The 24,198-nt window shown below is 62.3% G+C and carries 29 protein-coding genes, 1 other RNA gene and 2 pseudogenes; 17 read left to right on the top strand and 15 right to left on the bottom strand.

The window, feature by feature from the left end:
* The first annotated feature begins 10 nt into the window (after nt 1-10).
* The 3 genes and pseudogenes from LGH82_RS21845 to LGH82_RS21855 all read left to right on the top strand — a co-directional run bounded on the left by LGH82_RS21845 (nt 11) and on the right by LGH82_RS21855 (nt 1,086).
* Nucleotides 11-272 (top strand): annotated as a pseudogene (locus LGH82_RS21845) (DUF2312 domain-containing protein).
* A 55-nt stretch (nt 273-327) separates the two neighbouring features.
* Nucleotides 328-699: a hypothetical protein gene (locus LGH82_RS21850; RefSeq protein WP_227344706.1), complete on the top strand. Its 372-nt coding sequence runs from the start codon at nt 328-330 to the stop codon at nt 697-699.
* 75 nt (nt 700-774) lie between these two features.
* Nucleotides 775-1,086 (top strand): hypothetical protein, encoded by a 312-nt coding sequence (locus LGH82_RS21855; RefSeq protein ID WP_227344707.1) that lies wholly within the window; start codon nt 775-777, stop codon nt 1,084-1,086.
* A gap of 99 nt (nt 1,087-1,185) precedes the next feature.
* Here the strand turns inward: LGH82_RS21855 and msrB are convergent, their stop codons facing one another.
* From msrB to LGH82_RS21880, 5 genes are all read right to left on the bottom strand, one after another.
* On the bottom strand, nt 1,186-1,590 hold the full coding sequence (msrB, locus tag LGH82_RS21860) for a peptide-methionine (R)-S-oxide reductase MsrB (protein WP_227344708.1): 405 nt from the start codon (nt 1,588-1,590) through the stop codon (nt 1,186-1,188).
* A gap of 100 nt (nt 1,591-1,690) precedes the next feature.
* Entirely contained in the window at nt 1,691-2,488 is a 798-nt protein-coding gene (locus LGH82_RS21865; RefSeq protein WP_227344709.1) for an MBL fold metallo-hydrolase, read from the bottom strand.
* Nucleotides 2,489-2,508: 20 nt separating this feature from the next.
* A complete protein-coding gene (locus tag LGH82_RS21870) occupies nt 2,509-3,699 on the bottom strand; it encodes a vWA domain-containing protein (protein ID WP_227344710.1) in 1,191 nt (396 codons plus the stop codon).
* 7 nt (nt 3,700-3,706) lie between these two features.
* On the bottom strand, nt 3,707-4,153 hold the full coding sequence (locus LGH82_RS21875; RefSeq protein ID WP_227344711.1) for a GNAT family N-acetyltransferase: 447 nt from the start codon (nt 4,151-4,153) through the stop codon (nt 3,707-3,709).
* A 56-nt stretch (nt 4,154-4,209) separates the two neighbouring features.
* Nucleotides 4,210-5,073 carry a LysR family transcriptional regulator gene (locus tag LGH82_RS21880; RefSeq protein WP_227344712.1) on the bottom strand — a complete coding sequence of 288 codons (864 nt, stop codon included), beginning with the start codon at nt 5,071-5,073 and terminating at the stop codon, nt 4,210-4,212.
* A 143-nt stretch (nt 5,074-5,216) separates the two neighbouring features.
* Between LGH82_RS21880 and LGH82_RS21885 the strand changes: the two genes are divergently transcribed.
* Complete coding sequence (locus tag LGH82_RS21885) at nt 5,217-6,749, top strand: MFS transporter (RefSeq protein ID WP_227344713.1); 1,533 nt, start codon at nt 5,217-5,219, stop codon at nt 6,747-6,749.
* Here LGH82_RS21885 and LGH82_RS21890 read toward each other — a convergent pair.
* Complete coding sequence (locus LGH82_RS21890; protein ID WP_227344714.1) at nt 6,727-7,566, bottom strand: AAA family ATPase; 840 nt, start codon at nt 7,564-7,566, stop codon at nt 6,727-6,729. The genes LGH82_RS21885 and LGH82_RS21890 overlap by 23 nt on opposite strands.
* Before the next feature lie 163 nt (nt 7,567-7,729).
* On the opposite strand from LGH82_RS21890, the gene LGH82_RS21895 reads away from it, so the two are divergent.
* From LGH82_RS21895 to LGH82_RS21915, 5 genes are all read left to right on the top strand, one after another.
* Nucleotides 7,730-8,131, top strand: coding sequence for a DUF4345 domain-containing protein (locus LGH82_RS21895; protein ID WP_227344715.1), 402 nt, complete (start codon nt 7,730-7,732; stop codon nt 8,129-8,131).
* A gap of 25 nt (nt 8,132-8,156) precedes the next feature.
* Nucleotides 8,157-8,312: non-coding RNA, 6S RNA (gene ssrS / locus LGH82_RS21900), on the top strand.
* A 116-nt stretch (nt 8,313-8,428) separates the two neighbouring features.
* Nucleotides 8,429-9,016 carry a 5-formyltetrahydrofolate cyclo-ligase gene (locus LGH82_RS21905; RefSeq protein ID WP_227344716.1) on the top strand — a complete coding sequence of 196 codons (588 nt, stop codon included), beginning with the start codon at nt 8,429-8,431 and terminating at the stop codon, nt 9,014-9,016.
* A 63-nt stretch (nt 9,017-9,079) separates the two neighbouring features.
* On the top strand, nt 9,080-9,904 hold the full coding sequence (locus tag LGH82_RS21910; protein WP_227344717.1) for a YmdB family metallophosphoesterase: 825 nt from the start codon (nt 9,080-9,082) through the stop codon (nt 9,902-9,904).
* 78 nt (nt 9,905-9,982) lie between these two features.
* Nucleotides 9,983-10,750 (top strand): TerC family protein, encoded by a 768-nt coding sequence (locus LGH82_RS21915; RefSeq protein ID WP_227344718.1) that lies wholly within the window; start codon nt 9,983-9,985, stop codon nt 10,748-10,750.
* Nucleotides 10,751-10,813: 63 nt separating this feature from the next.
* On the opposite strand, the gene LGH82_RS21920 is transcribed toward LGH82_RS21915, so the two are convergent.
* Entirely contained in the window at nt 10,814-11,176 is a 363-nt protein-coding gene (locus LGH82_RS21920; RefSeq protein ID WP_227344719.1) for a VOC family protein, read from the bottom strand.
* A 23-nt stretch (nt 11,177-11,199) separates the two neighbouring features.
* Nucleotides 11,200-11,682: an SRPBCC domain-containing protein gene (locus tag LGH82_RS21925; protein ID WP_227344720.1), complete on the bottom strand. Its 483-nt coding sequence runs from the start codon at nt 11,680-11,682 to the stop codon at nt 11,200-11,202.
* A 51-nt stretch (nt 11,683-11,733) separates the two neighbouring features.
* On the opposite strand from LGH82_RS21925, the gene LGH82_RS21930 reads away from it, so the two are divergent.
* The 4 genes from LGH82_RS21930 to LGH82_RS21945 all read left to right on the top strand — a co-directional run bounded on the left by LGH82_RS21930 (nt 11,734) and on the right by LGH82_RS21945 (nt 14,222).
* Nucleotides 11,734-12,057, top strand: coding sequence for an ArsR/SmtB family transcription factor (locus LGH82_RS21930; RefSeq protein WP_227344721.1), 324 nt, complete (start codon nt 11,734-11,736; stop codon nt 12,055-12,057).
* 221 nt (nt 12,058-12,278) lie between these two features.
* Entirely contained in the window at nt 12,279-13,028 is a 750-nt protein-coding gene (locus tag LGH82_RS21935; protein WP_227344722.1) for a YebC/PmpR family DNA-binding transcriptional regulator, read from the top strand.
* Nucleotides 13,029-13,119: 91 nt separating this feature from the next.
* On the top strand, nt 13,120-13,923 hold the full coding sequence (locus tag LGH82_RS21940) for an RDD family protein (RefSeq protein ID WP_227344723.1): 804 nt from the start codon (nt 13,120-13,122) through the stop codon (nt 13,921-13,923).
* Nucleotides 13,920-14,222, top strand: coding sequence for a SelT/SelW/SelH family protein (locus tag LGH82_RS21945; protein ID WP_227344724.1), 303 nt, complete (start codon nt 13,920-13,922; stop codon nt 14,220-14,222). Before LGH82_RS21940 ends, LGH82_RS21945 begins: the two co-directional genes overlap by 4 nt.
* A gap of 29 nt (nt 14,223-14,251) precedes the next feature.
* Here LGH82_RS21945 and LGH82_RS21950 read toward each other — a convergent pair.
* Both LGH82_RS21950 and LGH82_RS21955 read right to left on the bottom strand, forming a co-directional pair.
* Nucleotides 14,252-14,730 (bottom strand): annotated as a pseudogene (locus LGH82_RS21950) (DUF1772 domain-containing protein).
* Nucleotide 14,731: 1 nt separating this feature from the next.
* Nucleotides 14,732-15,565 (bottom strand): NAD(P)H-binding protein, encoded by an 834-nt coding sequence (locus LGH82_RS21955; RefSeq protein WP_227344725.1) that lies wholly within the window; start codon nt 15,563-15,565, stop codon nt 14,732-14,734.
* A gap of 113 nt (nt 15,566-15,678) precedes the next feature.
* Here LGH82_RS21955 and LGH82_RS21960 point away from each other — a divergent pair, with 113 nt between their 5' ends.
* Nucleotides 15,679-16,320, top strand: a complete 642-nt coding sequence (locus LGH82_RS21960) for a TetR/AcrR family transcriptional regulator (RefSeq protein WP_227344726.1) — start codon at nt 15,679-15,681, stop codon at nt 16,318-16,320.
* On the opposite strand, the gene LGH82_RS21965 is transcribed toward LGH82_RS21960, so the two are convergent.
* A complete protein-coding gene (locus tag LGH82_RS21965) occupies nt 16,298-17,404 on the bottom strand; it encodes a helix-turn-helix domain-containing protein (protein WP_227344727.1) in 1,107 nt (368 codons plus the stop codon). The genes LGH82_RS21960 and LGH82_RS21965 overlap by 23 nt on opposite strands.
* A 162-nt stretch (nt 17,405-17,566) precedes the next feature.
* Between LGH82_RS21965 and LGH82_RS21970 the strand changes: the two genes are divergently transcribed.
* On the top strand, nt 17,567-18,274 hold the full coding sequence (locus tag LGH82_RS21970) for a hypothetical protein (protein WP_227344728.1): 708 nt from the start codon (nt 17,567-17,569) through the stop codon (nt 18,272-18,274).
* A gap of 53 nt (nt 18,275-18,327) precedes the next feature.
* On the opposite strand, the gene rpmE is transcribed toward LGH82_RS21970, so the two are convergent.
* Nucleotides 18,328-18,549 (bottom strand): 50S ribosomal protein L31, encoded by a 222-nt coding sequence (rpmE, locus tag LGH82_RS21975; protein ID WP_227344729.1) that lies wholly within the window; start codon nt 18,547-18,549, stop codon nt 18,328-18,330.
* Nucleotides 18,550-18,755: 206 nt separating this feature from the next.
* Here rpmE and LGH82_RS21980 point away from each other — a divergent pair, with 206 nt between their 5' ends.
* Complete coding sequence (locus LGH82_RS21980) at nt 18,756-20,555, top strand: ABC transporter transmembrane domain-containing protein (protein WP_227344730.1); 1,800 nt, start codon at nt 18,756-18,758, stop codon at nt 20,553-20,555.
* A gap of 1 nt (nt 20,556) precedes the next feature.
* Here the strand turns inward: LGH82_RS21980 and LGH82_RS21985 are convergent, their stop codons facing one another.
* The 3 genes from LGH82_RS21985 to LGH82_RS21995 form a co-directional block, all read right to left on the bottom strand.
* On the bottom strand, nt 20,557-21,249 hold the full coding sequence (locus tag LGH82_RS21985; RefSeq protein WP_227344731.1) for a nitroreductase family protein: 693 nt from the start codon (nt 21,247-21,249) through the stop codon (nt 20,557-20,559).
* Between the two features lie 82 nt (nt 21,250-21,331).
* Nucleotides 21,332-21,994, bottom strand: a complete 663-nt coding sequence (locus tag LGH82_RS21990) for a GntR family transcriptional regulator (RefSeq protein ID WP_227344732.1) — start codon at nt 21,992-21,994, stop codon at nt 21,332-21,334.
* Nucleotides 21,995-22,096: 102 nt separating this feature from the next.
* Nucleotides 22,097-23,584 carry a carboxypeptidase M32 gene (locus LGH82_RS21995; protein WP_227344733.1) on the bottom strand — a complete coding sequence of 496 codons (1,488 nt, stop codon included), beginning with the start codon at nt 23,582-23,584 and terminating at the stop codon, nt 22,097-22,099.
* A gap of 181 nt (nt 23,585-23,765) precedes the next feature.
* Here LGH82_RS21995 and LGH82_RS22000 point away from each other — a divergent pair, with 181 nt between their 5' ends.
* Nucleotides 23,766-24,119 (top strand): DUF1304 domain-containing protein, encoded by a 354-nt coding sequence (locus LGH82_RS22000; protein WP_227344734.1) that lies wholly within the window; start codon nt 23,766-23,768, stop codon nt 24,117-24,119.
* The last annotated feature ends 79 nt before the right edge of the window (nt 24,120-24,198 follow it).

The following is a 24,198-nucleotide window of genomic DNA, read 5'->3' on the forward strand; positions in this document are numbered from 1 at the left end:
GGAGAAGAACATGGCCGACGACATCACAGATACCAGCCAGACTGTTGCCGCCGGCCAGTTGCGCGCCTTCATCGAGCGCATAGAGCGGCTCGAGGAAGAGAAGAAAACCATTTCCGAGGACATCAAGGAAGTGTTCGCCGAGGCCAAGGGCACCGGCTTCGACACCAAAGGCGATGCGCACGATCATCCGGCTGCGCAAGAAGGACCAGGCAGAGCGGCAGGAAGAGGATGCCATCCTCGACCTCTACATGGCCGCGCTCGGCATGGTGTAATAGCCGGCAATAGTTTTGGCGGGCCGATGGGGCTTGCCGCCATATGGTTCGGGCCATGAGCGAGTTCGACTTCGGCGCCCGCCGCGCCTCTGAATTCCGGCATCGCGGCTTCTGGGCCCTATTCGACCAGAGGCATCCCGAGGAGCGGGCCCGCCGCGCAAAGCACGGGCCCTGGTTCTGGCAGCGCGGACTGCCGGAATTCGGGCTCGTCCTCTCGATGTATGTGGCGCCGGGCGAGAATGTCGTCGGCGTCTTCTTCGGCCGCAACGAGAAGCTTGGCGCCACTGACGTCTGGTCGCGATTGAAACCCTTCCAGCCGGCGATTGAAAACAGGCTGAACCTTCGCCCGGAACAGCGCTCGCCGGGCCTGGGCATCAATTCGCTCTGGCGGGTCACTGCTTTGCCGAGGACAACTGGCCGGCGATGACCGACTGGCTGGTGACGGAGGCCTCACGGGTCGAGCGGGCCGTGACCGAGATTCTCGGGCAGGGATAGATCACCGGTGTTTCCCGAAGCCGTCACATCCTTCTTTCGCCTGCGCTGGCGAGGCGCTGTACCGCTGGACCGCCTGTTCTGGCGTGACCTGGTTCTTGTCGGCACCGCAATCAGCATTGCGTCGTCGGTGGTGGCGCTTGTTCTGCTCGGGCTGAAGATGCCGCTCGCGCTTGTGCTGGCGATGCATTTCGCGCCGGTGCCCTACAATCTGTTCCTGACCTTGGCTGTCTGGCGAACCGCCGAAAAATCTCCCGGCGCCAAGGCCTGGATGATGACGCTGGGCGCCTCGTTGTGGCTGATCCTGACGGTTGTGGTCTGAGGCAGTTCTGGCGGTTGGGTAGAATGGGACGCCTTGCAAGCTCAGCACATGAAAAGGGCGGCCGAAGCCGCCCTTATGATCAAACAATCAGATTGCTGTTCAAGCTGCCGGCTCGAATTTCAGCGCCACGCCGTTGATGCAGTAGCGCAGGCCGGTCGGCGGCGGGCCGTCCTCGAAGACATGGCCGAGATGGCTGCCGCAGCGGGCGCAGTGGCATTCGGTGCGGACCATGCCGTAGCTGCGGTCGACGGTGTTCTCGACTGAACCTGGAACCGGATCGTTGAAGCTCGGCCAGCCGGTGCCGCTCTCGAACTTCAGCTTGGATTCGAACAGCGGCTGGTCGCAGCCGACGCAGGAAAAGGTGCCGGCACGCTTCTCGTAGAGCAAGGCGCAACTGCCTGGCCGCTCGGTGCCGTGGGCGCGCATGACGGCATACTGCTCCGGCGTCAGCCGGGCGCGCCATTCGGCGTCGGTGCGGGTGACAGGATAGGTGTGGGTGTCCATTTGATCTCCTCAGCCTTGGCGGCTCGTTATTGATTGCAACCTCATATTCGCACCAGATAGGCATTTGTTACAGGGTTTGCCCGCATTTTCGATCGGGTTCTCATGCGATCGCCGCGAGATAGCGCGCAACCGATGCATCGAACGCCGTCCTTGCGCCGCCGATAATGTTCTGGTTCCACCAAGCGCCGTAGATATGGTCGAACGCGAAGGGCTCCAGCGCGGTGGCAATGCGGCGCACCGCCGCCGCATTCAGCGGGATGTAGTTCGGATAGCTGTACATGAAGCCGACATGGCTGCGTGTCGGCGTCACCTGCACGATATCGCCGGTCAGCAAGGTGTTGCCGCCGTCGCGCTTCCAGTGCAGGACCTGCCCACCGGCAAAGTGGCCGCCGCAGCGGATGAGTGTCAGCGAAGGATTTAGGGCTGTTGTCTCGCCCTCCCAGCTGACGATCGCCTTGTGTGGCCGCATGATCCATTGGCGGTCGTCGGCGTGGAGATAGATCGGCACGCCGCCAAAAGCCTCGCTCCACTCGACCATCACCGAATAATAGTGGCAGTGCGAGATGGCGATCGCTGACAGGCCGCCGCGACGGTTGATTTCGGCGACCGCCTCGTCGCTGACCATCGAGATACAGTCCCACAGCACATTGCCGTGCGGCGTCTGAGCCAGCAGCGCCCGCTGACCAATGGCGAAGCGCGGTTCGATGCCGAAGGCGAGAACGCCGGTATCGTCCTTGACCACCACGCGGTGACCGTTGGCGAGCTCCTGCGAGGTCGTCCAGGCCTGACCCTCCCAGCGCACATATTGCCGCTCGTCCTCGCAGATCGGGCAGTGTTCCGGCGGTGTCTCCGTTGCCGCCAACTGGACGCCGCATTGCAGGCAGAGGAAGCAGGTCATCGGGATTCTCGCCGGTCCATTCAGTGTTTCCTTGAAAGCTGCTTCGTCGCGCCTTCCAGCCCGGCGAGCGTCAGCGGGAACATGCGGCCGCCAAAAATGTCGCGGATGATCGTGATCGAATGGGTGTAGCCCCAGTTCTTCTGGTTTTCCGGATTGAGCCATACAGCGTTCGGCCATTGCTGCAGCAGGCGGCCGAGCCAGACAGCGCCGGCCTCCGGGTTCCAATGTTCGACGGAGCCGCCGGGGTGCGCGATCTCGTAAGGGCTCATCGAGGCATCGCCGACGACGATCACCTTGTAGTCGGGACCATATTTGTGCAGCAGGTCGAAGGTCGGTATCACCTCTGCATGCCTGCGCCGATTGTCCTTCCACACGCCCTCGTAGAGGCAGTTGTGGAAGTAGAAATATTCGAGCTGGCGGAATTCGGCGCGGGCGGCTGAAAACAGCTCCTCGACGCTCTTGATGTGGTCGTCCATCGAGCCGCCGACATCGAAGAACATCAGCAGTTTCACGGCATTGCGCCGTTCGGGCCGTGTCCGCACGTCGAGATAGCCGTGCTCGGCGGTGGCGTGGATGGTGCCGGGCAGGTCAAACTCTTCCTCGGCCCCTTCGCGCACCCAGCGGCGCAGGCGCTTCAGCGCGATCTTGATGTTGCGGGTGCCGAGTTCGACGGCATCGTCGAAATTCCTGAACTCGCGCTTGTCCCAGACCTTCACCGCGCGGCGGTTGCGGCTTTCATGCTGGCCAATGCGCACGCCTTCGGGATTGTAGCCATAGGCGCCGAACGGCGAGGTGCCGCCGGTGCCGATCCATTTCGAGCCGCCCTGATGGCGGCCCTTCTGCTCCTCGAGCCGCTGCTTCAAGGTCTCCATCAGCTTTTCGAAGCCGCCGAGCGCCTCGACCAGCTTTTTCTCTTCCTCGGTCAGATGCTTTTCAGCGAGGCGGCGCAGCCATTCCTCGGGAATACCAGCGACATCGACGGCATCCGGGCCGCCCAGCGCCTCGATGCCCTTGAAGACATGCGCAAACACCTGGTCGAAACGGTCGATATGCCGCTCATCCTTCACCAGCGCGGTGCGGGCGAGATAGTAAAAACCCTCGACATCGTAATCGACCAGCCCCGCTTCCAGGCCTTCCAGCAAAGACAGATACTCCCGCAGCGAGACGGGAACGCGGGCTGCCTTCAGTTCGAGGAAGAAGGGGATGAACATGATCTATCTATAGCAAATCATACTCGATGAAGCCTGTGCGCCGCGCCACATGGTCGTAGAGCTTGCGCGCGGTGGCGTTGGTCTCGTGCGTCATCCAGTAGACGTTCTTGACGCCAATCTTTGCGGCCTCTTCCTTCACCGCCTTGATCAGCGCCGCACCGATGCCCTTGCCACGCACTTCCGGGTCGGCGAACAGGTCCTGCAGGTAGCAGTTGTTTTTCTCCGACCAGCCGGAGCGGTGGTAGAGGTAATGGGTGAGGCCGACAGCCTTGCCGTCGAGCGTGGCGATGAAGCCCTTCGGCTCGAACTCGCCTTCGGTGAACAGCCGCTTCCAGGTAACGACATAGACCTCTTCCGGCAGCTTGGTTTCATAGAAGGTGAGATAATCGGTCCATAGCCGCCGCCAGTCGGCGTGATCGGACTGTGCAAGCGGGCGGACGGTGATGTCAGTCATTTCATTTCCCTTTGAAGTCTGAACCTCGATAGAATCAGGATCAGCAATATCTCACTCTACCCTGCCGGCAAATTATACTCGCGAAAAGCAGTTGTAAGCATGTGCAGGGCCTCTCTCGCGTGAGGCGTCAAAGCATGCGAATGCAGGATGATCTCGGACGAGGGAATGGGTGGAAGGCCGAGTTTGCGGCCGACCTCGACCAGGCCGGGGGGAACGACACGGTAGGCGAGGGCGGAAACGGCGAAGCCGGCCGACACCGCGATGTTGACCGCCACGCCGCCGCCGCCGACAAAAGCCTCGTTCCAGGCGATGCCCGCCTTGTCCAGCGCTTCGACCGCCCTCAGGCGGTCCGGGCAGTTGCATACCATGCTCAGAAGGGCCAGCCGCAGAGGCGTTTCGGGTCGCCATTCGAAGGAAGGGGCGGCGAACCAGCCATAATGGGTGCGCGACAAGGTTTCGCCACGGCGGCTGCCATCTTCCCGGTGCACGATGACCGCATCGAGTTCGCCGCGATCGAACGCTTCTTCCAGCAAGGAGCTGGTATCGATCCTGACATTGAGCGCCAGTGAGGGATCATGGGCATGAAGCCGGGCTATCAGTGTGGACAGCTCTGGCCCAGCGACATGGTCGACAAAGCCGAGAGCAAGCCGGCACGACGCCGCTGAGAATTCCGTGAGCGCGCGTTCGTGGGAGGCCAGGAATTCGCGTGCCGCGGGGAGGAAAACGGCTCCCCGGGCCGACAGCGCCACGCGGCGTGGCGTTCGTTCGATCAGACGCGCGCCGAGCTTCTCTTCCAGGCGGCGCAGCTTGACGCTGATCGTCGCCTGGGTGCTGCCCAGCGCGGCCGCGGCGCGGGTGAAGCTCTGCAGATCTGCCACCATCACGAAGATGCGCACGGCGTCGACATCAAGGCTCGTCATTTCGGCTATTCCATTTTGTCATCTCTGAAATAGAGATGCATCGTCTTTTTTCATGGTCAAACCTCGTCTATCTCATCTCGACCGCAGTTTGAAGAGCGCCGATCCCAGCCTCTCTCCGAATACGCCGATAGAAAGTGATGGATATGATTTTTCAAGTTGACCGAAACACCGTTGCGCTTGCGGGCGTCTGCCTTGCCTCGCTGTTGTTCGGCCTCGAAATCTCCAGTGTGCCGGTCATCCTCCCGAAACTGGAAAGCGTGCTCGCCGCCGACTTCAGGGATCTGCAATGGATCATGAACGCCTACACCATCGCCTGCACCACGGTGCTGATGGCGACGGGGACCTTGGCTGACCGTTTCGGCCGCAAACGCGTGATGGTGATCGCCACCATCTCGTTCGGCGTCACCTCCCTGCTGTGCGGCCTGGCACCCAACGCTTCCCTCCTGATCGTCGCGCGCTTCCTGCAAGGTCTTGCGGGGGGCGCGATGTTTACCTGCAGCGTCGCCGTGCTGTCCCACCAGTTTCAAGACGGTCGTGACCGGAGCAAGGCTTTCGTGGCCTGGAGCGTCGTCTCCGGCATCGGGCTTGGTTTTGGCCCCGCCATTGGCGGGTTGATCGTAGCGCTGTCGAGTTGGGAGTGGGTGTTCCTCATCCATGTGCCGCTGGCGATCCTTGCCCTGGTCTTCATCGGCGCCGGTGTCACCGAATCGCGCGACGCCAACGCCCAGAAACTCGACCGTGCTGGCATTCTGACACTCTCTTTTGCCGTCTTCGGCTTCTCCTATCTGATCACGCAAGGGGCTGATCTTGGGTCCGGTGCCCGCATTGGCGTGACCATCGCGGCCGTGCTGGCCTTCATCGCGTTCCTCGTTGCCGAGAAGACCAGCCCCTATCCGATGTTCGATTTCTCCGTGTTCCGCATCCGCCAATTTTCGGGCGCGATCATGGGCGGCATCGGCATGAATTTCAGCTACTGGCCGTTCATCATATATCTGCCGATCTATTTTTCGGGAGTTCTCGGCTACGGCAGCACCACGACCGGCCTGTTGCTGCTCGCCTACACGCTGCCCTTCATGCTGATGCCCGCGATCGCCGAGCGCATTCGTGCGCGCTACCAGGCGCGCGTCGCGATCCCGCTGGGGTTGCTGACATTGGGGATCGGCTTCATCGCCATGAGGATAGGGTCCGGGCTCGAGGGAGCCAACTGGCTGACCATGCTGCCCGGCACGCTGATCGCCGGCATCGGCATAGGCTTGACCAATTCGCCAACCACCAACACCACGACAGGCTCGGTGTCGGCTGACCGTGCCGGCATGGCCTCAGGCATCGATATCAGCGCGCGCCTGATCACGCTGGCAATCAACATCGCGGTGCTGGGCCTGCTGTTGACGCAGGGCATCGTTTCCTATCTGCGGAACGCTTTTGGCGGGGCTCTCGATGCGAGTGAGCTGCGCGCGCTGGCGGAAAGGATCGCCACCGGAAATCTCGATGGCCTATCGCAAACCTCGCCCAGGCTCGCGATCCTCGACCCGTCAGGGGCCATCGTGCACGCCGCCTTGGTCAACGGTTTTGGCTGGGTCACGCTCTATTGCGGGATCGGCGTTCTTGCCCTTGCCGTCATCAGCTTCATGATCTTCGGCGCCAGAGGCCGAGTCACCCCTGCCTTCGCGCCATGAACGCCAGCCGCTCGAACAGATGGACATCCTGTTCGTTCTTCAGCAACGCGCCGTGCAGCTTGGGCAGCGCGTTCTTCGGGTCGGCGCGCAAATCTTCCGGCGCGATGTCGTCGGCGACCAGCAGGCGTATCCAGTCGAGCGCCTCGGATGTCGATGGCTTCTTCTTCAGGCCGGGCACTTCGCGGATCTCGTAGAACTGGGTGAGCGCTGCCCGCACCAGGTTCTGCTTGATGCCAGGATAGTGGACGTCGACGATCTTGTGCAGCGTGTCGACATCGGGGAAGCGAATGTAGTGGAAGAAGCAGCGGCGCAGGAAAGCGTCCGGCAGTTCCTTCTCGTTGTTGGAGGTGATGATGACGATCGGCCTGACCGAGGCGCGGATCGTCTCGCCGGTCTCGTAGACGAAGAACTCCATTCGATCGAGTTCCTGCAAGAGGTCGTTGGGGAACTCGATATCGGCCTTGTCGATCTCGTCGATCAGAAGCACGACCTTTTTGCCGGCGGCGAATGCCTCCCACAATTTGCCGCGCTTGATGTAGTTTCCAATGTCGTTGAAGCGGTCGTCGCCGAGCTGGCTGTCGCGCAGCCGCGAGACGGCGTCGTACTCGTAAAGGCCCTGCTGCGCGCGGGTCGTTGATTTGACGTGCCATTCGATCAGGTCGAGGCCGAGTGCGGCCGCCACCTGACGGGCCAATTCGGTCTTGCCGGTGCCGGGCTCGCCCTTGACCAGCAATGGCCGTTCCAGCGCGATCGCCGCGTTGACGGCCACCATCAGATCCTTGTCGGCGACATAAGCCGCCGTGCCTTCGAAACGCATTTTTGCTCCTCGGTTCGTTCCGGCGACCGTAAGGAGACGATTTGGCCTGCGCAAGGCGCCGCAGTGAAGCGGATGTGAAACCTCGCGGCGGAATCCTCGTTTCTATGTCAGGTCCAATGCCGGACCGGGGGCGGCAGCGGTGAAGCAAGGAACATTTGGCAAGATGGAGTTGCAAGTGGTGGTCGGGGTGCTGGCGGCTACGCCGGTGCTGGTCGGGTTCGAAGGCATCTTGTCGGGGCCGGACTTCCTGAATGTCACGGCTCCGTGGCCGGTCGACCTGGACAGCCATTTCCGCTTCCTGTCCGGCTTCTTCCTCGCCGTCGGCATCGCCTGGTATACCTGCATTCCCGGCATAGAGACCAGGACCGAGCGGTTTCGGCTGCTCGCGGCCTGCACTTTCGCGGGTGGGCTGGCGCGGCTTTACTCGCTGCTTGCGGCCGGCGAACCGTCAGTGGGTCACATGGCCGGGCTTTGCGTCGAGTTGCTGGCGGTGCCGGCTCTGGTCTGGTGGCAGGGACGCGTCGCGAATAAAGCCACGGAGAACGCTCGGGCATCTGGTCTATAGGCTGCAACAGGCCTATATCAGGGGAGACGATCTGTGCTTCCCGGCAGGAGAACATTTTCCCCGGGGCCTTAATCATCCCTAGGGAGCTGTCCCTGGGAAGACCCGTGGGTTTTCTCATACGGCGCCCACCTACTTTGTAGGTTCCCGGGATCGCTCTCTCCACCGGTTGTGTGGATCGTCACTCAATGCGAAAGGTCCACTCACCCTTTGGTGGATCATGCGGTAGAAAACGTCGCTTCCGTAACGCCATCGATTTCCGACCTTTTCTACCGTGGCCGCATGACTTCTCCCAAAGACATGACTTCTCCCAAAGACCTGAAAAAACATCTTCGCAAGGAAGCACTCGGCCGCCGCGACGCGCTCGATGAATTCTGGCGGGTGGAGGCGGCGCTCGAAATGGCCGAGACGGCGCGCGATCATCTTGAGATCGAGCCCGGCCAGATCGTCTCCGGCTTCTGGCCGATGCGCTCGGAGGTCGATGTCAGGCCGCTGATGTTCGCCTTGCGCGAGCAGGGGGCAAGGCTCTGCCTGCCGGCCATCCTCGACAAGACAACCATCGTCTTTCGCGAACTGGTACGCGGCGCGCCCATGGTCGATATGGGCTTTGGTACTGTCGGGCCCCATGCCGAAGCCGAAGTTCTTGATCCCACGGTCATGCTGGTGCCGCTCGCGGCTTTCGACGCGCGTGGCCACCGCATCGGTTACGGCGCCGGCTACTATGACCGCGCCATTGCCAAGCTGATCGACAAGGGTCATCCGCCCCGGCTGGTCGGCATTGCCTTCGACTGCCAGGAAGTCCTGCTGGTTCCGGACGAACCCCATGACGTGGTCATCCCGGAAATACTCACCGAGAGCGGGTTGCGCCGGTTCACGCCGGAATTGTAGATAGTTCTTTGAAACGCATGATCTTTGCCGAAAAGTCATGCAACTTTTCGGGATCAAGCGTAGATGAGACTTCTCTTCCTCGGCGACATGGTCGGCAAAACGGGACGCACGGCGGTGTGGGAACAGCTGCCAGGGCTGATCTCCGACTTCAAACTCGACTTCGTCATCGTCAATGGCGAGAACGCCGCCGGCGGTTTCGGAATCACCGAGGATATTTTCCGCGAGACGATCGCGGCCGGTGCCGATGTCGTTACCACCGGCAACCATGTCTGGGACCAGCGCGATGCCCTTGGCTTCGCGCCGCGCGAGGAGCGCTTCCTGCGTCCGTCCAATTTTCCCAAGGGCACACCTGGGCGTGGCTCTGGCGTCTACATCGCCAAAAACGGCGCGCGTGTGCTGGTCGCCAACATCATGGGGCGGGTGTTCATGCACCCCGAACTCGACGATCCGTTCCAGGCCGGTGAGCGCGAGCTCGCCGCCTGTCCGCTCGGCGAGCAGTCCGATGCGGTGATCATCGATTTCCATGCCGAGGCGACCTCGGAAAAAATGTGCTTCGCGCATTTCGTCGACGGCCGCGCCAGCTTGGTCATCGGCACCCATACGCACCAACCCACCGGCGACCACCAGATCCTCAACGGCGGCACCGGCTACATGTCGGACGCCGGCATGTGCGGTGACTACGATTCCTCGCTCGGCATGGACAAGGAGGAGCCGCTCAACCGGTTCCTGTCGAAAGTGCCGAAAGGGCGTTTCGAGGCGGCAACCGGACCGGCGACGCTGTGCGGCGTCGGTGTCGACATTTCCGACCGCACGGGGCTGACGGAGAGGATCGCGCCGTTTCGTCGCGGCCCCCGGCTAGAAGAAACCGCACCTTCTTTCTGGTCGTGACATTGATATAGGCGTTCGCAGTACCTAATTGCCGGCGACATCTGCTTCAGATCGTTACAAGAGGGAACGACGACCTCCATGCAGCTTATCGAATTTCTGACGCCTTACTTTGCCTTTGTCCATGACCCGACCGCTTGGATTGCGCTGCTGACGCTGGTGGTGCTGGAGATCGTGCTCGGCATCGACAATCTGATCTTCATCTCGATCCTGACCAACAAGTTGCCGGAGGGGCAGCGGGCACAGGCACGCCGGCTCGGCATCTCGGCCGCGCTGATCATGCGGCTGGTGCTGCTGGCCACCATCTCGATCATCGTCCAGTTGACGGCGCCGGTGTTCAACGCCTTCGGCCACGGCTTCTCCTGGCGCGACCTGATCCTTATCGCCGGCGGCCTGTTCCTGGTCTGGAAGGCGACCAAGGAGATCCACCACACGGTCGATCCAGACGATCACCAGGACACGATGCTGGGCGGGACGCTCAAGATTTCGCTCGCCGGGGCGATCTTCCAGATCCTGCTGCTCGACCTCGTCTTCTCGATCGATTCGATCATCACCGCTGTAGGCATGACCGACGAGATCGCCATCATGTACATCGCCGTCATCGTGGCGGTGAGCGTGATGATGCTGGCGGCCGGACCGCTGGCGGACTTCATCGCCAAGAACCCGAGCATCGTCATGCTGGCGCTTGGCTTCCTGCTGATGATCGGGATGACGCTGATCGCCGACGGCATGGGCTATCATGTGCCCAAGGGCTACATCTACGCCGCCATGGGTTTCTCGGCACTGGTCGAGGGGCTCAACATGCTGGCGCGGCGCCGGAAGAAGGCAAGCAAGGGCGGCGGGCATTGAGCCAGGGAGACTCGATCTGAGCAGATCGGGCCGTCGACTGCCGGCGGCCCGTTAGCCTGGTCGTCACCAGGTGTCGGGTTCGCGCACCATGTGAACGATGCTGGCCGGGCTGGTGATCCAGAAGCAGCGAAAACCCTCACCCAGAGGTTCGATGGCATCGCAACGCACGATGCCGGCCTCGCCGAGGCGCGAGGCGGCGGCGGAAGAATCGTCAGTGAAGAGTTCCAGCCAGACCTCGGCCTGGCTCATCATAGGCGCTTCGTCGATCCACAGCCGATTGGGACCGAGTTCGAAGCCGACGGCCGGCGCCTTGGCGGTGAACGGCTTCAGGCCGACGACATCCCGGTAGAAGGCGATCGTCGCGTGATACTGGTGCGGCGGCACCTTCATGGCGATGTTGATGCCGCCGGTGATCGTTGCGGTCATTGTTGGCTCCTTCGTCTTGACTGTCAGATATTGCTTTCGTTGGCGGGTTCCCCCTTCATCTCGCTGCGGTAGTAACCGTCGCGCAGGTTGATGCCGTATTCGACATAGGCCTTCATGCAGGCCAGCATCTGCGACCAGCCCTCGCAGTTGAGGTAGGATTTCTTCAGGCCGACCGCGCCTTCCTGCCAGCCGCTCTCGGCGATGGTGACGAAGGTGCCGCCATCGTCGAGCGACTCGAAATTCATCTCGATGCGCGTCTTGTAGGCCGGCTTGCCGTCGGCATCGGTGGCGTCCCAGCGCAGCACGATGCGATTGTCCTTGACCACCTCGTCGACCTCGACCGGCACCTTGCCCCACCAGACGACGCCGGCGCCCGCCACCAGTGGAGCGCTGGCGCCGCCGATGGTGGTGAAATAGCCGCTCAGCTTCTTCGGATTGAGAACCGCGTCGAAGACCTCTGCGACCGGCCTGCCGATGCGGCCGGAAATCCTGAATCCAAGAGACATATCCACAGCTCCTTCCTTGATTGCATCAACGCTATGTTATAGAAACATAACATGTCAAGTGGATCGCAGGATGACCATGTTTTCAAGGCGCTGGCGCATCCGCGCCGGCGTGAATTGCTGGATCAGTTGAAGGACACGCCGAAGACCACCGGCATGCTGTGCGAAGCCTTTCCCGACATGGATCGCTGCACCGTGATGCTGCATCTCAAGGTGCTGGAGGAGGCTGATCTGGTCGTTCCCAGGCGGGAGGGGCGCGAGCGCTGGAACCATCTCAATGCGCTGCCGATCAAGCATATCCATGATCGCTGGATCAGCCAGTACGCCACGCATGCGCTCAGCATCATCGACGGGCTGAAATCCGAGCTCGATGGATGAACGATCGGCGGCCATCGTTGCGGGAGGCGTTCGGCCGTGACGACAGTGCGGCTGGACGAATTGAGCCGATTTATCTATAAGCCGGCCATTCCGAAACAGAACGCCGTACGTTCATCCGGACGCACCAGGGACGTTCTTGAGTTTTAATTCGAGCCTTTCTGCACATGCCGGGCGATAGCGCTCGGCCGCAGGGTGCTCTAGCCGAACACGACAGGGGTGCCATGGCTGGCCATTCACAGTTCAAGAACATCATGCACCGCAAGGGCCGCCAGGACGCGGTGCGGTCGAAAATGTTTTCCAAGCTGGCGCGCGAAATCACCGTTGCCGCCAAGAGCGGGACGCCGGATGTATCGATGAATCCGCGCCTACGTCTTGCGGTGCAGAACGCCAAGGCGGTGTCGATGCCCAAGGACAACATCCAGCGCGCCATCAACAAGGCCTCGATGGGTGATGCCGAAAGCTACGAAGCCGTGCGCTATGAAGGCTATGGGCCAGGTGGCGTCGCCGTCATCGTCGAGGCCTTGACCGACAACCGCAACCGCTCGGCATCCAACGTGCGCGCCGCCTTCACCAAGGCCGGCGGCGCACTGGGCGAAACCGGCTCGGTGTCGTTCATGTGGGACCGTGCCGGCGAGATCTATTATCCGGCCTCCGCCGGCAGCGCCGACAAGGTCATGGATGCGGCGATCGAAGCCGGCGCCGATGACGTTGAAACGGACGAGGAAGGCCACACCATCTATTGTGGCTTCGAGAATGTCGGTGAGGTGTCGAAGGCGCTGGAAGCCTCGCTCGGCGAAGCGGAATCGGTGAAGTTGATCTGGAAGCCGCAGAACAATGTTCCGGTCGACGAAGACCGGGCGCAGTCGCTGATGAAGCTGGTCGCCACGCTCGAGGATGACGATGACGTGCAGAGCGTCTACGCCAATTTCGAAGTCGACGACGAGACCATGGCCAAACTCAGCGCGGCCTAGATTTCGGAATGTTGACGCGTTATTCACGCGTTGTTCAATTGAAGATTTCTTTGGAATTGTTCAGCATCCCTCGGTTTGACTGGGGGGCTGAATGACTGTTGACGAAGCGCGGCCTGAGGTGCCGAAGGAGGGCATGTGGTTGCGTCCACGTGCCGGGTTCTGGCGTCGTCTGGGTGCGTTGCTATGCGATGCAGCGTTGGTGCTCATTCCCCTGCAAGTCGTCGTTGCGATCTTGTTTTCCCAAACGAATGGCTGGGTTCAGGGAAGTTTTGGTTTCAAGACCACTATTTGCAGCCCAGTCGGTCAATTGCCAGATGGATTGCAGCCCGCGCCGCCGGATGGTTTCAACTCGATCCAGGATTGTCGGACATCCCTTTTCGGTCTGGTAAACGGGCGCGTTTTGATCGTCGCCAAGACCACTGTGAACGGCCATACAAAGACCAGTTTCTTTCGGAGCTATCCGCTCGATGCCGAAGGCCGGCCGAGGGAGGACACCTTCGATGTGACCTGGATCGCGATCCTGTCGCTGCTTGCATACATGGTCTGCATGGAGTGGAGGTTTGGGGAAACTTTCGGAAAGCTAGCGACAGGGATCAGGGTTGTCGATGCCGAGAATCCTGCCAGCATCGGCATTCCTTTCGGTCGGGCATTGCTGCGTCAGATCGCTATGTATGGTGGGGTTCTCCCGTTCCTGGCACTTGAGATTGGCATCGTCATGTTTGTCAGAGATGCCGCTCAGTTGCAGGCAATCATGACCTCACCATCCTATACCTTGCTGATGGTCGTTGCCGGCCTCGTCGGGTTGGCATGGGCGATCTGGATTCTTGTCTCGCTTGCGAGAAAGCGCGATCCCATCTACGACCGGCTGGCAAAAACCACCGTAGTGATAAAATGACAGCACTGCCCACCATCCGCATCACCTACTGCACGCAGTGCCAATGGCTGCTGCGTGCCGGCTGGATGGCGCAGGAATTGCTGTCAACCTTTGGCACGGATTTGGGTGAGGTTGCGCTGGTGCCCGGCACTGGCGGCATCTTCACCATCAGCTGTAACGAGACGCTGGTCTGGGACCGCAAGCGCGACGGCGGCTTTCCCGAGGCCGCGAAGCTCAAGCAGTTGGTCCGCGATGTCATCGATCCGGACCGCGACCTCGGTCATTCCGACAGGGGGCACAAGGCCAAGGACTCCGCCTGAGGCGGTACCCCTGGCTTTGAAACTCCCGCTCATCGCCATGCGGCGATGAAGCAGCCCAGCGCCGCGATGCCGGCGACGGTGCGGACATGGTTCCACATCACCCATTCGTCGAGGTATCGCGACCACAGGCTTGCGCCGTTGGTGCTTGCCGGATCGACGGCGGCAAGAGCGTCGTTGAGCGGCACATTGAACACAATCGTCACCAGCACGATGCCGGCCAGATAGATCAGTCCGCCGGCAATCAGCCAGAGCGAACCCGCGGGCTCCAGCCCATCGCCGCGCCGATGCCGACGATGAGGCAGACAAGTGCGGTGCCGAACAAAGCGGTCATGAACAGCGGGGTCACGGCGGTGACGTTGATCGAGTTCATGGCGGCAATACCGCCTGTGGCAGGCATGCGGCCAAGGCCCGGCATGACGAAGCTGGAAAAGGCGAAGAAGACGCCGGCGACGACGCCCGAGCCAAGCGCTGCGACGAAGGTGAGCGCGGGAAGAAATTTTGCGATCATCTCATTTGCTCCAGACGCCGGTCGCCGCCGCCTCTTGGGCATAGGCGGCAAAATCCCTCGGGGCGCGGCCAAGCACGCGCTGGACACCGTCCGTCAGATAGGAATTGCGGCCATCCAGCACTTCGGTGAACAGTTCGTTGAGCAGGCCGACGAATTCGGCGGGAACGTGCTGTTCCCGCAGCATGGCGTCAAAGGCGGCATGGGAAATGTGGGCGTAGCGGATCTCGCGGCCGGCCGCCCTGGCAATCTCGACGATCGCTTCGGCGAATGTCAGCAATCGGGGCCCGGTCAGTTCGTAGAGCTGGTTCTCGTGGCCGGGTTGGGTCAGGGCCGCCACGGCAGCGTCGGCGATGTCGTCGGCGTCGACAAAGGGCTCTCCGATCGCGCCGACCGGCAGCGCCACCTCACCGGCGAGCACGGGATCAAGCAGGAAGCTTTCGGAAAAATTCTGGGCAAACCAGGCGCAGCGCAGGATGGTCCAGTCGGCGCCGGAGGCCTTGAGCAACTCTTCGGCGCGTTGCGCCTCCGGTTCGCCTCGGCCCGACAGCAGCACCTGCCGGCGCACGCCGTTTGCCACGGCAAGACGAGCGAATTCGCCGACGGCTTCGGCCGCGCCTGGCACGGCGAGATCGGGGTAGTAGCTGATGTAGACGGCGCCCGCGCCATCAAGGGCGGGCTTCCATGTCGCCTTGTTCTCCCAGTCGAAGGCCGGTGTGGCGGAGCGGGAGCCGATACGGACCGGCAGGCGGCGTGCTGTCAGGCGCTCGGCAAGGCGACGACCGGTCTTGCCAGTGCCGCCGGGGATCAGGATCGGTTTCGATGCTGTGTCGTTCATCATAGGTTTCCTCTGTTCACAAATGTGAGTAATACTCACATTTGCAAAACGTGATAAACCCTCGTATTTTGAGAGTCAAGCCGGGTTGCCGGCCGATGTGTCGGGAGACGGTCATGGAAGGCAGTGCGCTATCGGGCGCGCAGGATGGGCAGGTCGCATCGCCGCGCCGGGCACCGAGCCAGCAACGCAGCCGCGAGCGGGTCGAACGCATGCTTGCGGCGGCCTCAGTGCTGATCGCCGAGCAAGGCAGCGACGCCATGCGCATGGGCGAGGTGGCTGAAAGGGCCGGCGTGTCGATCGGCTCGCTCTACCAGTTCTTCCCGGACAAGCGGGCCATCGTCTGGGCGCTCGCCGAACGCTACACAGCCGAAAGCCAGGCCTGCATTGCTGCCGCGCTGGCCGATGTCGCCGACGCCGAAGGCCTGCGGAAGGCGTTTTCAGAGCTGGTGGATATCTATTACGGGCTCTTCCTGGCGGAGCCGGTGATGCGCGACATCTGGTCGGGCACGCAGGCCGACAAGGCGTTGCGCGAGCTTGAACTGGCTGATAGCCGGGCGAATGCTGAATTCCTTGTCACGGTGCTGAAGCGCTTGCGTCCCGACGCCGACCCCATCGCGCTCGAGACGACCGCGCTTCTCGTCTGGCAGATGGGCGAGGCCGCCATACGGCTCGCGATCTCGGTGGAGCGGCAAGAGGGAGACAGGCTGGTCGCCGGCTACAAGCGCATGGCGCTCAGGGAACTCGTCGGCGCCTGACTGGCGCCGCGCGGTTGTTATTTTCCCCGTCTGACAAGGATGTGGCCGACATCGCATCGCCTGGCGGCTGGCGCTCAAGCCGCCAGGCCTTCGGGCTCAGGCCGGTGATGCGCAGGAACTCACGATTGAAGTTCGATTTGCTGAGGAAACCCGCGTCGAACATGATGCGGGTGATGGGTTCATCCGTCGTCGCCAGCAGGCGGCGCGCCTCGTCGATCCGCTGGTTGTTGACGTATTGCGACACGCTCGATCCATGGATGCGATTGATCGCCGACGACACTTGCCGCGCCGGCAGGCCGAGCCGCCTGGCGATGCGCCCGAGATTGAGATCAACATCCTTGTAAAGCTCCTTCGACCGCATCAGTACGTCGACCGCCGCCGCGATCGCGGAATCTTCGCTGGTTGCCCGTGGCGCGGTCTGCGACCCATCAACTTCCTCTTCGTCCGGAGCAGCGGTTTCGCTGGCAACCGCGGCTGCACCGCCGAGCAGCAGCAGCGCCAGCACGTTGCCGCCGGCAATCACCGCGCCGGAATGAATGCCGCCGGTCCATTGCATGTCAAAACTGATGATAATGTCGGTGACCGGCGAAGCAAGGATCGCCAATGCCGTCACCCACAGCGACCGATAGGATCGCAAGGCACCGTCGAGACGTGATTCGACAAGGACATCCGGGCCGGCCAGCGCAAGCCAAAGAAGCGCGAGCCCATACGACAAGAACACCAGGATGATCACCGGCCCGACCGGCTCGCGCCAGAAGATCAGCAGCAGGGCAACCAGGCAGGCGGGCAGCAGATGCGGCCACAGCCGTGCCAGGCGATGCTCCGACGGTTCCTTCGTCAGGCCGCTGAAGGCGATCCAGGCAAGCGGCGCGATCAATGTCGCCAGCACCGACTGAACCGGCATCATTGCCCTGACATCATAACCCCAGCGGATGCCGATCAGCACCGACTGCAAGGCATAGGCCGCCATCAACGTCATGAAAACGATGTTCTCGCGCAGATCGGCCTCGTTTGAGCGGATCATCTGCGCGAGCAGGATGACGAGCAGCAGAGCGACGACGAACGGCAGGGGAATGAAGATCATGATCGCAAGCGTGGTTCCAAGGCTGGCAGCGACCGACAATGACCTGGATTGCGTTCACGGTCGTCCCGGATCGCGATCGAGGTCGCGAAAATCGACGTCTCGGGTCATTCCGACAGCGCCACGGTTCCAGCCGGGACCGCCCACACATGATCGGAGATAATGATGAAATCCGCAATTCTCGCGTTGCTGTCATTTGGCAGCGCAGCACTTGCGTCACCGGCAAGCGGGGATGCCGGCAAAACGCTTGATCTCGCCGGCGTCAGCGCTATCGTCATATCGGGCGAAGCCAGTTCCGTCAGGCTCACCACTTCGGCCTCGGCACCTTACCAGGCGACGATCGGCAGCCGCCGCGAAGGCTGGTTCGCGCGCTGGTATTCGAGCTGGTTCGCCAATGACTGCAGCCTTGCCAGCGACATGAAGCTGGAAGCCTCGACATTGCGTATCGACGTTGCCCCTTCCTCATGGCTGGATCCCTCGGACTGCAGGGTCGAGATCAACGCGAATATTCAGCCCGAAAGTTCGGTGTCGATCGACCAGGCGGCGCTGCAGGCCAACATGGCGGGGAATTTCTCCACCATTGCCATAACCAGCAAGGCGGCCGATGTTTCGCTGAACGGGCATGCCTCGACCGTCGAGATCAAAGGCGACGCCCTGAAAGCCAATTTCGCCTTTGGCAGCGTCAGGCAGGACGAAGAAATCGCCATCACCGGCAAGGCGCTGGATGCCACGCTGTCCTTCGGCCGGGGGGTTGCTATCAGCTATTCGGTCATCGCGACGGCGTCCTTCGTCGACAGCTCGCTTCCCAACACCGCCGGCGCCAGGCCCTCGGTCGTCATCAGGGGCGACTTTGTTCGCGCTACCATTCGCTGAACAAAAAACCCGCCACAAGGGCGGGTTTTTTGTCTCTTGAAGGCGGGTGCGGCTTAGATGCCGAAGCCTTCGAAGCGCTTCTTGAACTTCGACAGGCGACCACCGCGGTCGAGCAGGGTCTGCTGGCCGCCGGTCCAGGCCGGGTGGGTGGTCGGGTCGATATCGAGATTCATCGTATCGCCTTCCTTGCCCCAGGTCGAACGGGTCGTGTACTCGGTGCCGTCGGTCATGACGATCTTGATGGTGTGGTAGTCGGGATGGATGTCGGTCTTCATCGCTCTGTTCCTGGCTTGCCGGCGCCGCTGACGGGCAAATTGCCTGCGTCGATGCGCCCCTTTTTAAAACACGAAGCCGCAGCTATTGAGGAGCCACGGCTTCTAAAACGGTCGGCGAGCCTATACATCAGCCGGAATTGAATCACAAGGCCGAGGCAAGCGCATATTGAAGCGCATACCGTGAAGCGGCTAGAGGAAACACTGGGATGGCGCAAATCAGCAGCGCAGACGAGCGCCGGCGCTCGCTCAAGCCGCTCAGGCGCCTGTTCCCGTATATCACGCGCTATCGCACGCTGGTTATCGGCGCCATTGTCTCGCTGGTCATCGCCGCGGCAACGACACTGATGCTGCCGTTGGCGGTACGACGCATGATCGATCACGGTTTCTCGTCGTCGAGCACGACCTTCATCGCCGAATATTTCGCAGCCTTGGTGGCGATGGCGGCCGTGTTGGCGGCGGCATCGGCCGGCCGCTATTATTTCGTCATCACGCTCGGCGAGCGCGTCGTCGCTGATATCAGGCGCGACGTCTTTGCCCATGTGACAACGCTGTCGCCAGCCTTCTTCGACACTGCCCAGTCGGGCGAAATCGTGTCGCGGCTCGCGGCCGACACCACACAGGTCAAGTCGGCGGTAGGCGCCACGGCTTCGGTCGCGCTGCGCAACGTCATCCTTGGCCTTGGAGCGTTGGGGATGATGGTCGTCACCAGCCCGAAACTGTCCGGTCTGGTCATTGCAGCCATTCCGATCATCGTGCTGCCGCTGGTGGCCTTCGGCCGTTCGGTGCGGCGCAAGTCCCGGCAGGCGCAGGATACGCTTGCCGATGCGACAGCCTATGCCAGCGAGCAGATCGGCGCGGTGCGCACGCTGCAGGCCTTCACCAACGAGAAGCTGGTGACGGGGAAGTTCGCGGGCGCGGTGGAAGCCGCCTTCGAGGCTGCGCGTTCCTCGATCTTCGCGCGTTCCTTCCTCACCTTCTTCGCCATCTTCACCATCTTCTCCTCGGTGGTGGCGGTGCTGTGGTTCGGCTCACGCGACGTGCTCGAAGGCACGCTGTCGCCGGGCACGCTCGGGCAGTTCCTGCTCTATTCGGTGTTCGCCGCCGGTGCGCTTGGCGCGCTGTCGGAAGTCTGGGGCGAAATGGCGCAGGCAGCGGGCGCGGCCGAGCGCTTGACCGAGATCCTGGCCGAAAAGCCGGCGATCCAGTCGCCCGCCGATCCAAAACCGCTGCCGGCCGTGGTCAAGGGCGCGATCAGCTTTGACGATGTCTCCTTCTCCTATCCGGCCAGACCCGACCGCGCCGCCGTCCACGGCCTGAGTTTTTCGGTCAAGCCCGGCGAGACGGTGGCGATCGTCGGCCCTTCCGGCGCCGGCAAGAGCACGGTCTTTTCGCTGATCCTGCGTTTCTATGATCCGGAAACCGGAAAGATCATGATCGACGGCGTCGATGTGCGCGATGCCGATCCGGCTGCAGTCAGGGAGCGGATCGCCATCGTGCCGCAGGACGTCACCATCTTCGCGGCAAGCGCGCGTGACAATATCGGCTTTGGCCGGCCGGGTGCTGGCGATGCCGAGATTGAGGCGGCGGCGAAGGATGCGCTTGCCGACGAATTCATCCTGAAGCTCGAAAAAGGCTATGACAGCCAGGTCGGTGAGCGCGGCGTGACGCTGTCCGGCGGCCAGCGCCAGCGCGTGGCGATTGCCCGTGCCATCCTGCGCGACGCGCCGATCCTGCTGCTCGACGAGGCGACCTCGGCGCTCGATGCCCAAAGCGAGACGCTGGTGCAGACGGCGCTGGAACGGCTGATGCAGGGCCGCACGACGATCGTTATCGCGCACAGGCTGGCGACGGTGCTCAAGGCCGACCGCATCCTGGTCATGGATGGTGGCCGCATCGTCGAGGAAGGCACGCATCAGAGTCTCGTCGCCAGGGGCGGCATCTATGCGCAACTGGCGAAACTGCAGTTCGAAACCGGTGCCAGTGCCTTCAGGGGCGCCGCGGAGTAATTCACGACCGCATTAGAGGAACGTCGCGATGTCCGCGAGCGGCCGCTTTTCCAGCGCATGCGCTGGAATTGTCGCGCCTTCCTTCGTAGCCGACAACCATCAGGATGTATGGCTTGTCGTGCGGATCCCGCCCGCAGATTTGGTTGAGGAAGCTCATCGGATTTGGCGTATGGGTGAGCATGGCCAGGCCCGCCCTGTGCAGCGCAAGGATCAGGAAGCCAGTGGCGATGCTGACGGATTCCGGCACATAGTAGTTCTTGCGCAGCACACCGTCGGCGGGCCGGCTCTTGCGCTCGCCGAATATGCAGATCAGCCAGGGCGCCTCCTCGAGGAACGGCTTGTTCTCGTCGGTGCCGAGCGGTGAGAGCGCGGCCAGCCATTCCGCTCCGGCGCGGCCGGCATAGAATGCGCGCTCCTCGGCCTCGGCCGCATCGCGGATCTTCTTCTTGATCACGGGGTCGCCGATCACGGCGAAATGCCATGGCTGGTGATTGGCACCGTTTGGCGCGGTCCCGGCCGCCAGGATGCAGGTTTCGATGATGTCACGCGGTACCGGCCTGGAAGAGAATTCGCGCACCGTGTGGCGGGTGCGCAGATCGGCATGGAAGGCCTCGGCGTTGGCGCGCATTTCGTCCACCGGCATCTCCCGGTAGTCGGGTAGCGGAACCGGAAGGTACCTTTGGGTAGGGGGCATGTCCTCAGCTCCACAAAAGGATTGTCCAGCAATATTGTCCGACAATCCTTTTGAATGCAAGCGCCTCCACACTTGGCGGATCTCATGCCGAGGCGAAATGATCGTCGGGGAGCAGTTGGACAAGCCGCCGCGAGGCGTCGATATGATTGCGCATCGCCGCCTGCGCCGATTGCGCGTCACCGGCCATGATCGCCTCGACGACAAGCCGGTGTTGGACGTTGCTCTGAAGGACCTCCTGCCGGTTGATCAGCAGGCGGAATTGCAGCCAGTAGATCGAGTTGGAAAGCCGCAGCAGCGATTCCCGCAGCAGCGCGTTGTCGGCGGCTTCCGGAAACATGGCGTGGAAACGGCGGTTGAGGTCGGAAAAAGCGCTGATGTCGTTTGCCTCAACGGCCCGGTCCATTTCACCCTGCAGGGCGAGCAGCTGTTGCGGGGCGACGCGGATGCCGGGAGCCGCGAGGCCGACGGCCAACGCCTCGAGAGCGCCGCGTACCTCGAACAGATTGTCGACCTCCTTGCGCGACAATTGGCGCACCACGACCCCGCGGTGCGGTTCCAGGGCCAAAAGCCCATCAGCGGCCAGCCGCTGAAATGCCTCGCGCACCGTCGAGCGCGACACGCCGTAGCGGCGAACGAATGCTGCTTCCGTGAGACGTTGCCCTGGCGCCAGATGGCCGCCACGCACGGCGGCAGTGATCGCCGATGCGATGTGTTCGACGGTTGAAGCGCTGTGCGGATCGGCCAATGTCTAGGGATCCCTGTCTCGACGACAAATGCCTGACGACGAGCCGATGCTAGTCCGAAATGCGAACCGCACCAACATCAGCCCATGTGGAAGCGAGGTCGTTCAGTTGCTTCCGTATCGTTGCTTGAGATGGCTGGTGAAATGCGCGGCGTTCAGTTTCTCGCCGGTGGCGCGTTCGAGCAGGTCCGGCGTCGACCAGCGCGATCCTTGCGACCAGATTCTTTCGCGCCGCCAGTCGTTGATTGCCGTGAAATCGCCCTTGGCGAGGTCTCGATCAGCCGCTGGATTCTGCTTGGTCAGCGCCGCCCATTGCTGCGCCGCCATCATCGCGCCCAGCGTGTAGGACGGGAAATAACCGAAGGCGGCACCCGGCCAATGCACGTCCTGCATCGGACCGTCCGCGGGGTTGTCGATGGTGGACAGGCCGAGATACTCGCGCATCTTGGCGTCCCACGCTTGGGGCAGTTCGGCTACGTCCAGCCTGCCGGAGACAAGGTCCTGTTCCAACTCGTAGCGCAGGATGACGTGCAGCGGATAGGTGACCTCGTCGGCGTCGACACGGATCAGCCCGCGCTCGACCCGATGCACATGGGGCAGGATGTCGTCGATGGACCAGGTTTCGCCAAGCTGCTTTTCGACGACAGGCAACGCCCAGTGCCAGAAGGCCGGATTGCGGCCGAGCTGCTTTTCGACGAACAGGCTCTGGCTCTCATGCATGGCCATGCCGCGCGCCTTGCCGAGCGGCCAGTGGGCCCAGGCCTTTGGCAGGTTCTGCTCATACAATGCGTGGCCGGTCTCGTGCAGCACGCCCATCAGCGCCGACAGGAAGTCGGTCGTCTTGTAGCGGGTGGTGATGCGCACATCGGTCGGCACGCCGCCGCAAAAGGGATGATGCGATACGGACAGCGAGCCATGCGTGAGATCGAAACCGACCGCAGCCATCATGGCCAGGCCAAGCTCGCGCTGCCTGTCGATCGCATACGTGCCTGAAAGCGGCTTCAATGGGCGCTTCGCCAAGCGCTCTTCCTGCACGGCCAAGGCTTCCGGCACGAAGCCTTTCAGAAAGGCCTTCAGGTCGGCGAAGACGGGCGTGATGTCGGCGGTGCGATTGCCGGGGTCGTACTGCTCCATCAACGCATCGTAAGGATCGAGGCCGAGCACGTCGGCGCGCAAGGCTGCTTCTTCGCGTACCAGCGAAACAATGCCTTCCAGCGCTGGGCGGAAACTCGCCCAGTCGTTCTTCGCGCGCAGGTCGCGCCGAAGCTGTTCGCAGCGCATGCGCGCCGTGGTCTGGCGCTCGATGAATTCGACGGGCAGGCAGGTCAGGTTGGTATACTGCCGGCGCAGTTCGGCAACCGCTGCCTGCTGCTCCTCGTTCAACGCCTCCTCTTCGGCCGCGGCGAGCCAGTCCGCGATCTCCGGCGCGGTCGCGCGGGCATGCTGCATGCCGGCAAGGGCCGACATGGCCTCGGCGCGCTTTTCGCCGCCGCCGACGGCCATGTGCGTGGCCTCGTCCGCGCCGAGAATGGACAGCGCATGTTCCAGCGCTTCGAGCTTGTGGCCGAGATCATCAAGTTTCTGAAAGGACATGGCTGGTTCCGCTGACTATGGACGGCGGGAAAAGATACCAATGCGGGGTCGATGACAAGCCCGCGGCCATGCCCGTGTTGGCGCCTTGATCCCGGTCGTCCGCCCGGCGGGATTCGGCTTGCGCAGGCGAGGACGGGCGTGGAATGCTGGCTGGCGGCGCACGCCTTGGAGGGGAGACAAGATGATCGGCAACATTCTGGTCGGGCTGGTGGCCCTGATCCATCTCTACATCGTCTATCTGGAGATGGTGCTGTGGGACACGCCGCGCGGCCACAAGACGTTCAGGCTGACGCCGGAATTCGCCAGCGCCTCGAAGGTGCTGGCCGCCAATCAAGGGCTCTATAACGGGTTTCTCGCCGCCGGGCTGATCTGGGGCCTTTACCTCGGTGCGGCCGGTTTCCAGACCAAGGTGTTCTTCTTGGTTTGCGTGGCCATTGCCGGCCTCTATGGCGCGGCGACAGTGGGCAGGAAAATCGTCTACATCCAGACCGTGCCGGCTGTCCTTGCCTTGATCGCGGTCTGGCTGGGCTGGTGAAAAAAGGGCGCCAGCAGGACGAAATGTCCCGAAGGCGCCAGTTAGTCCCTTCCTCTCCAAGACGCAATTCCGGACGGAA

Origin of the sequence: Mesorhizobium sp. PAMC28654, assembly GCF_020616515.1 — a bacterium.
In the GTDB taxonomy this organism is placed as follows: domain Bacteria; phylum Pseudomonadota; class Alphaproteobacteria; order Rhizobiales; family Rhizobiaceae; genus Mesorhizobium.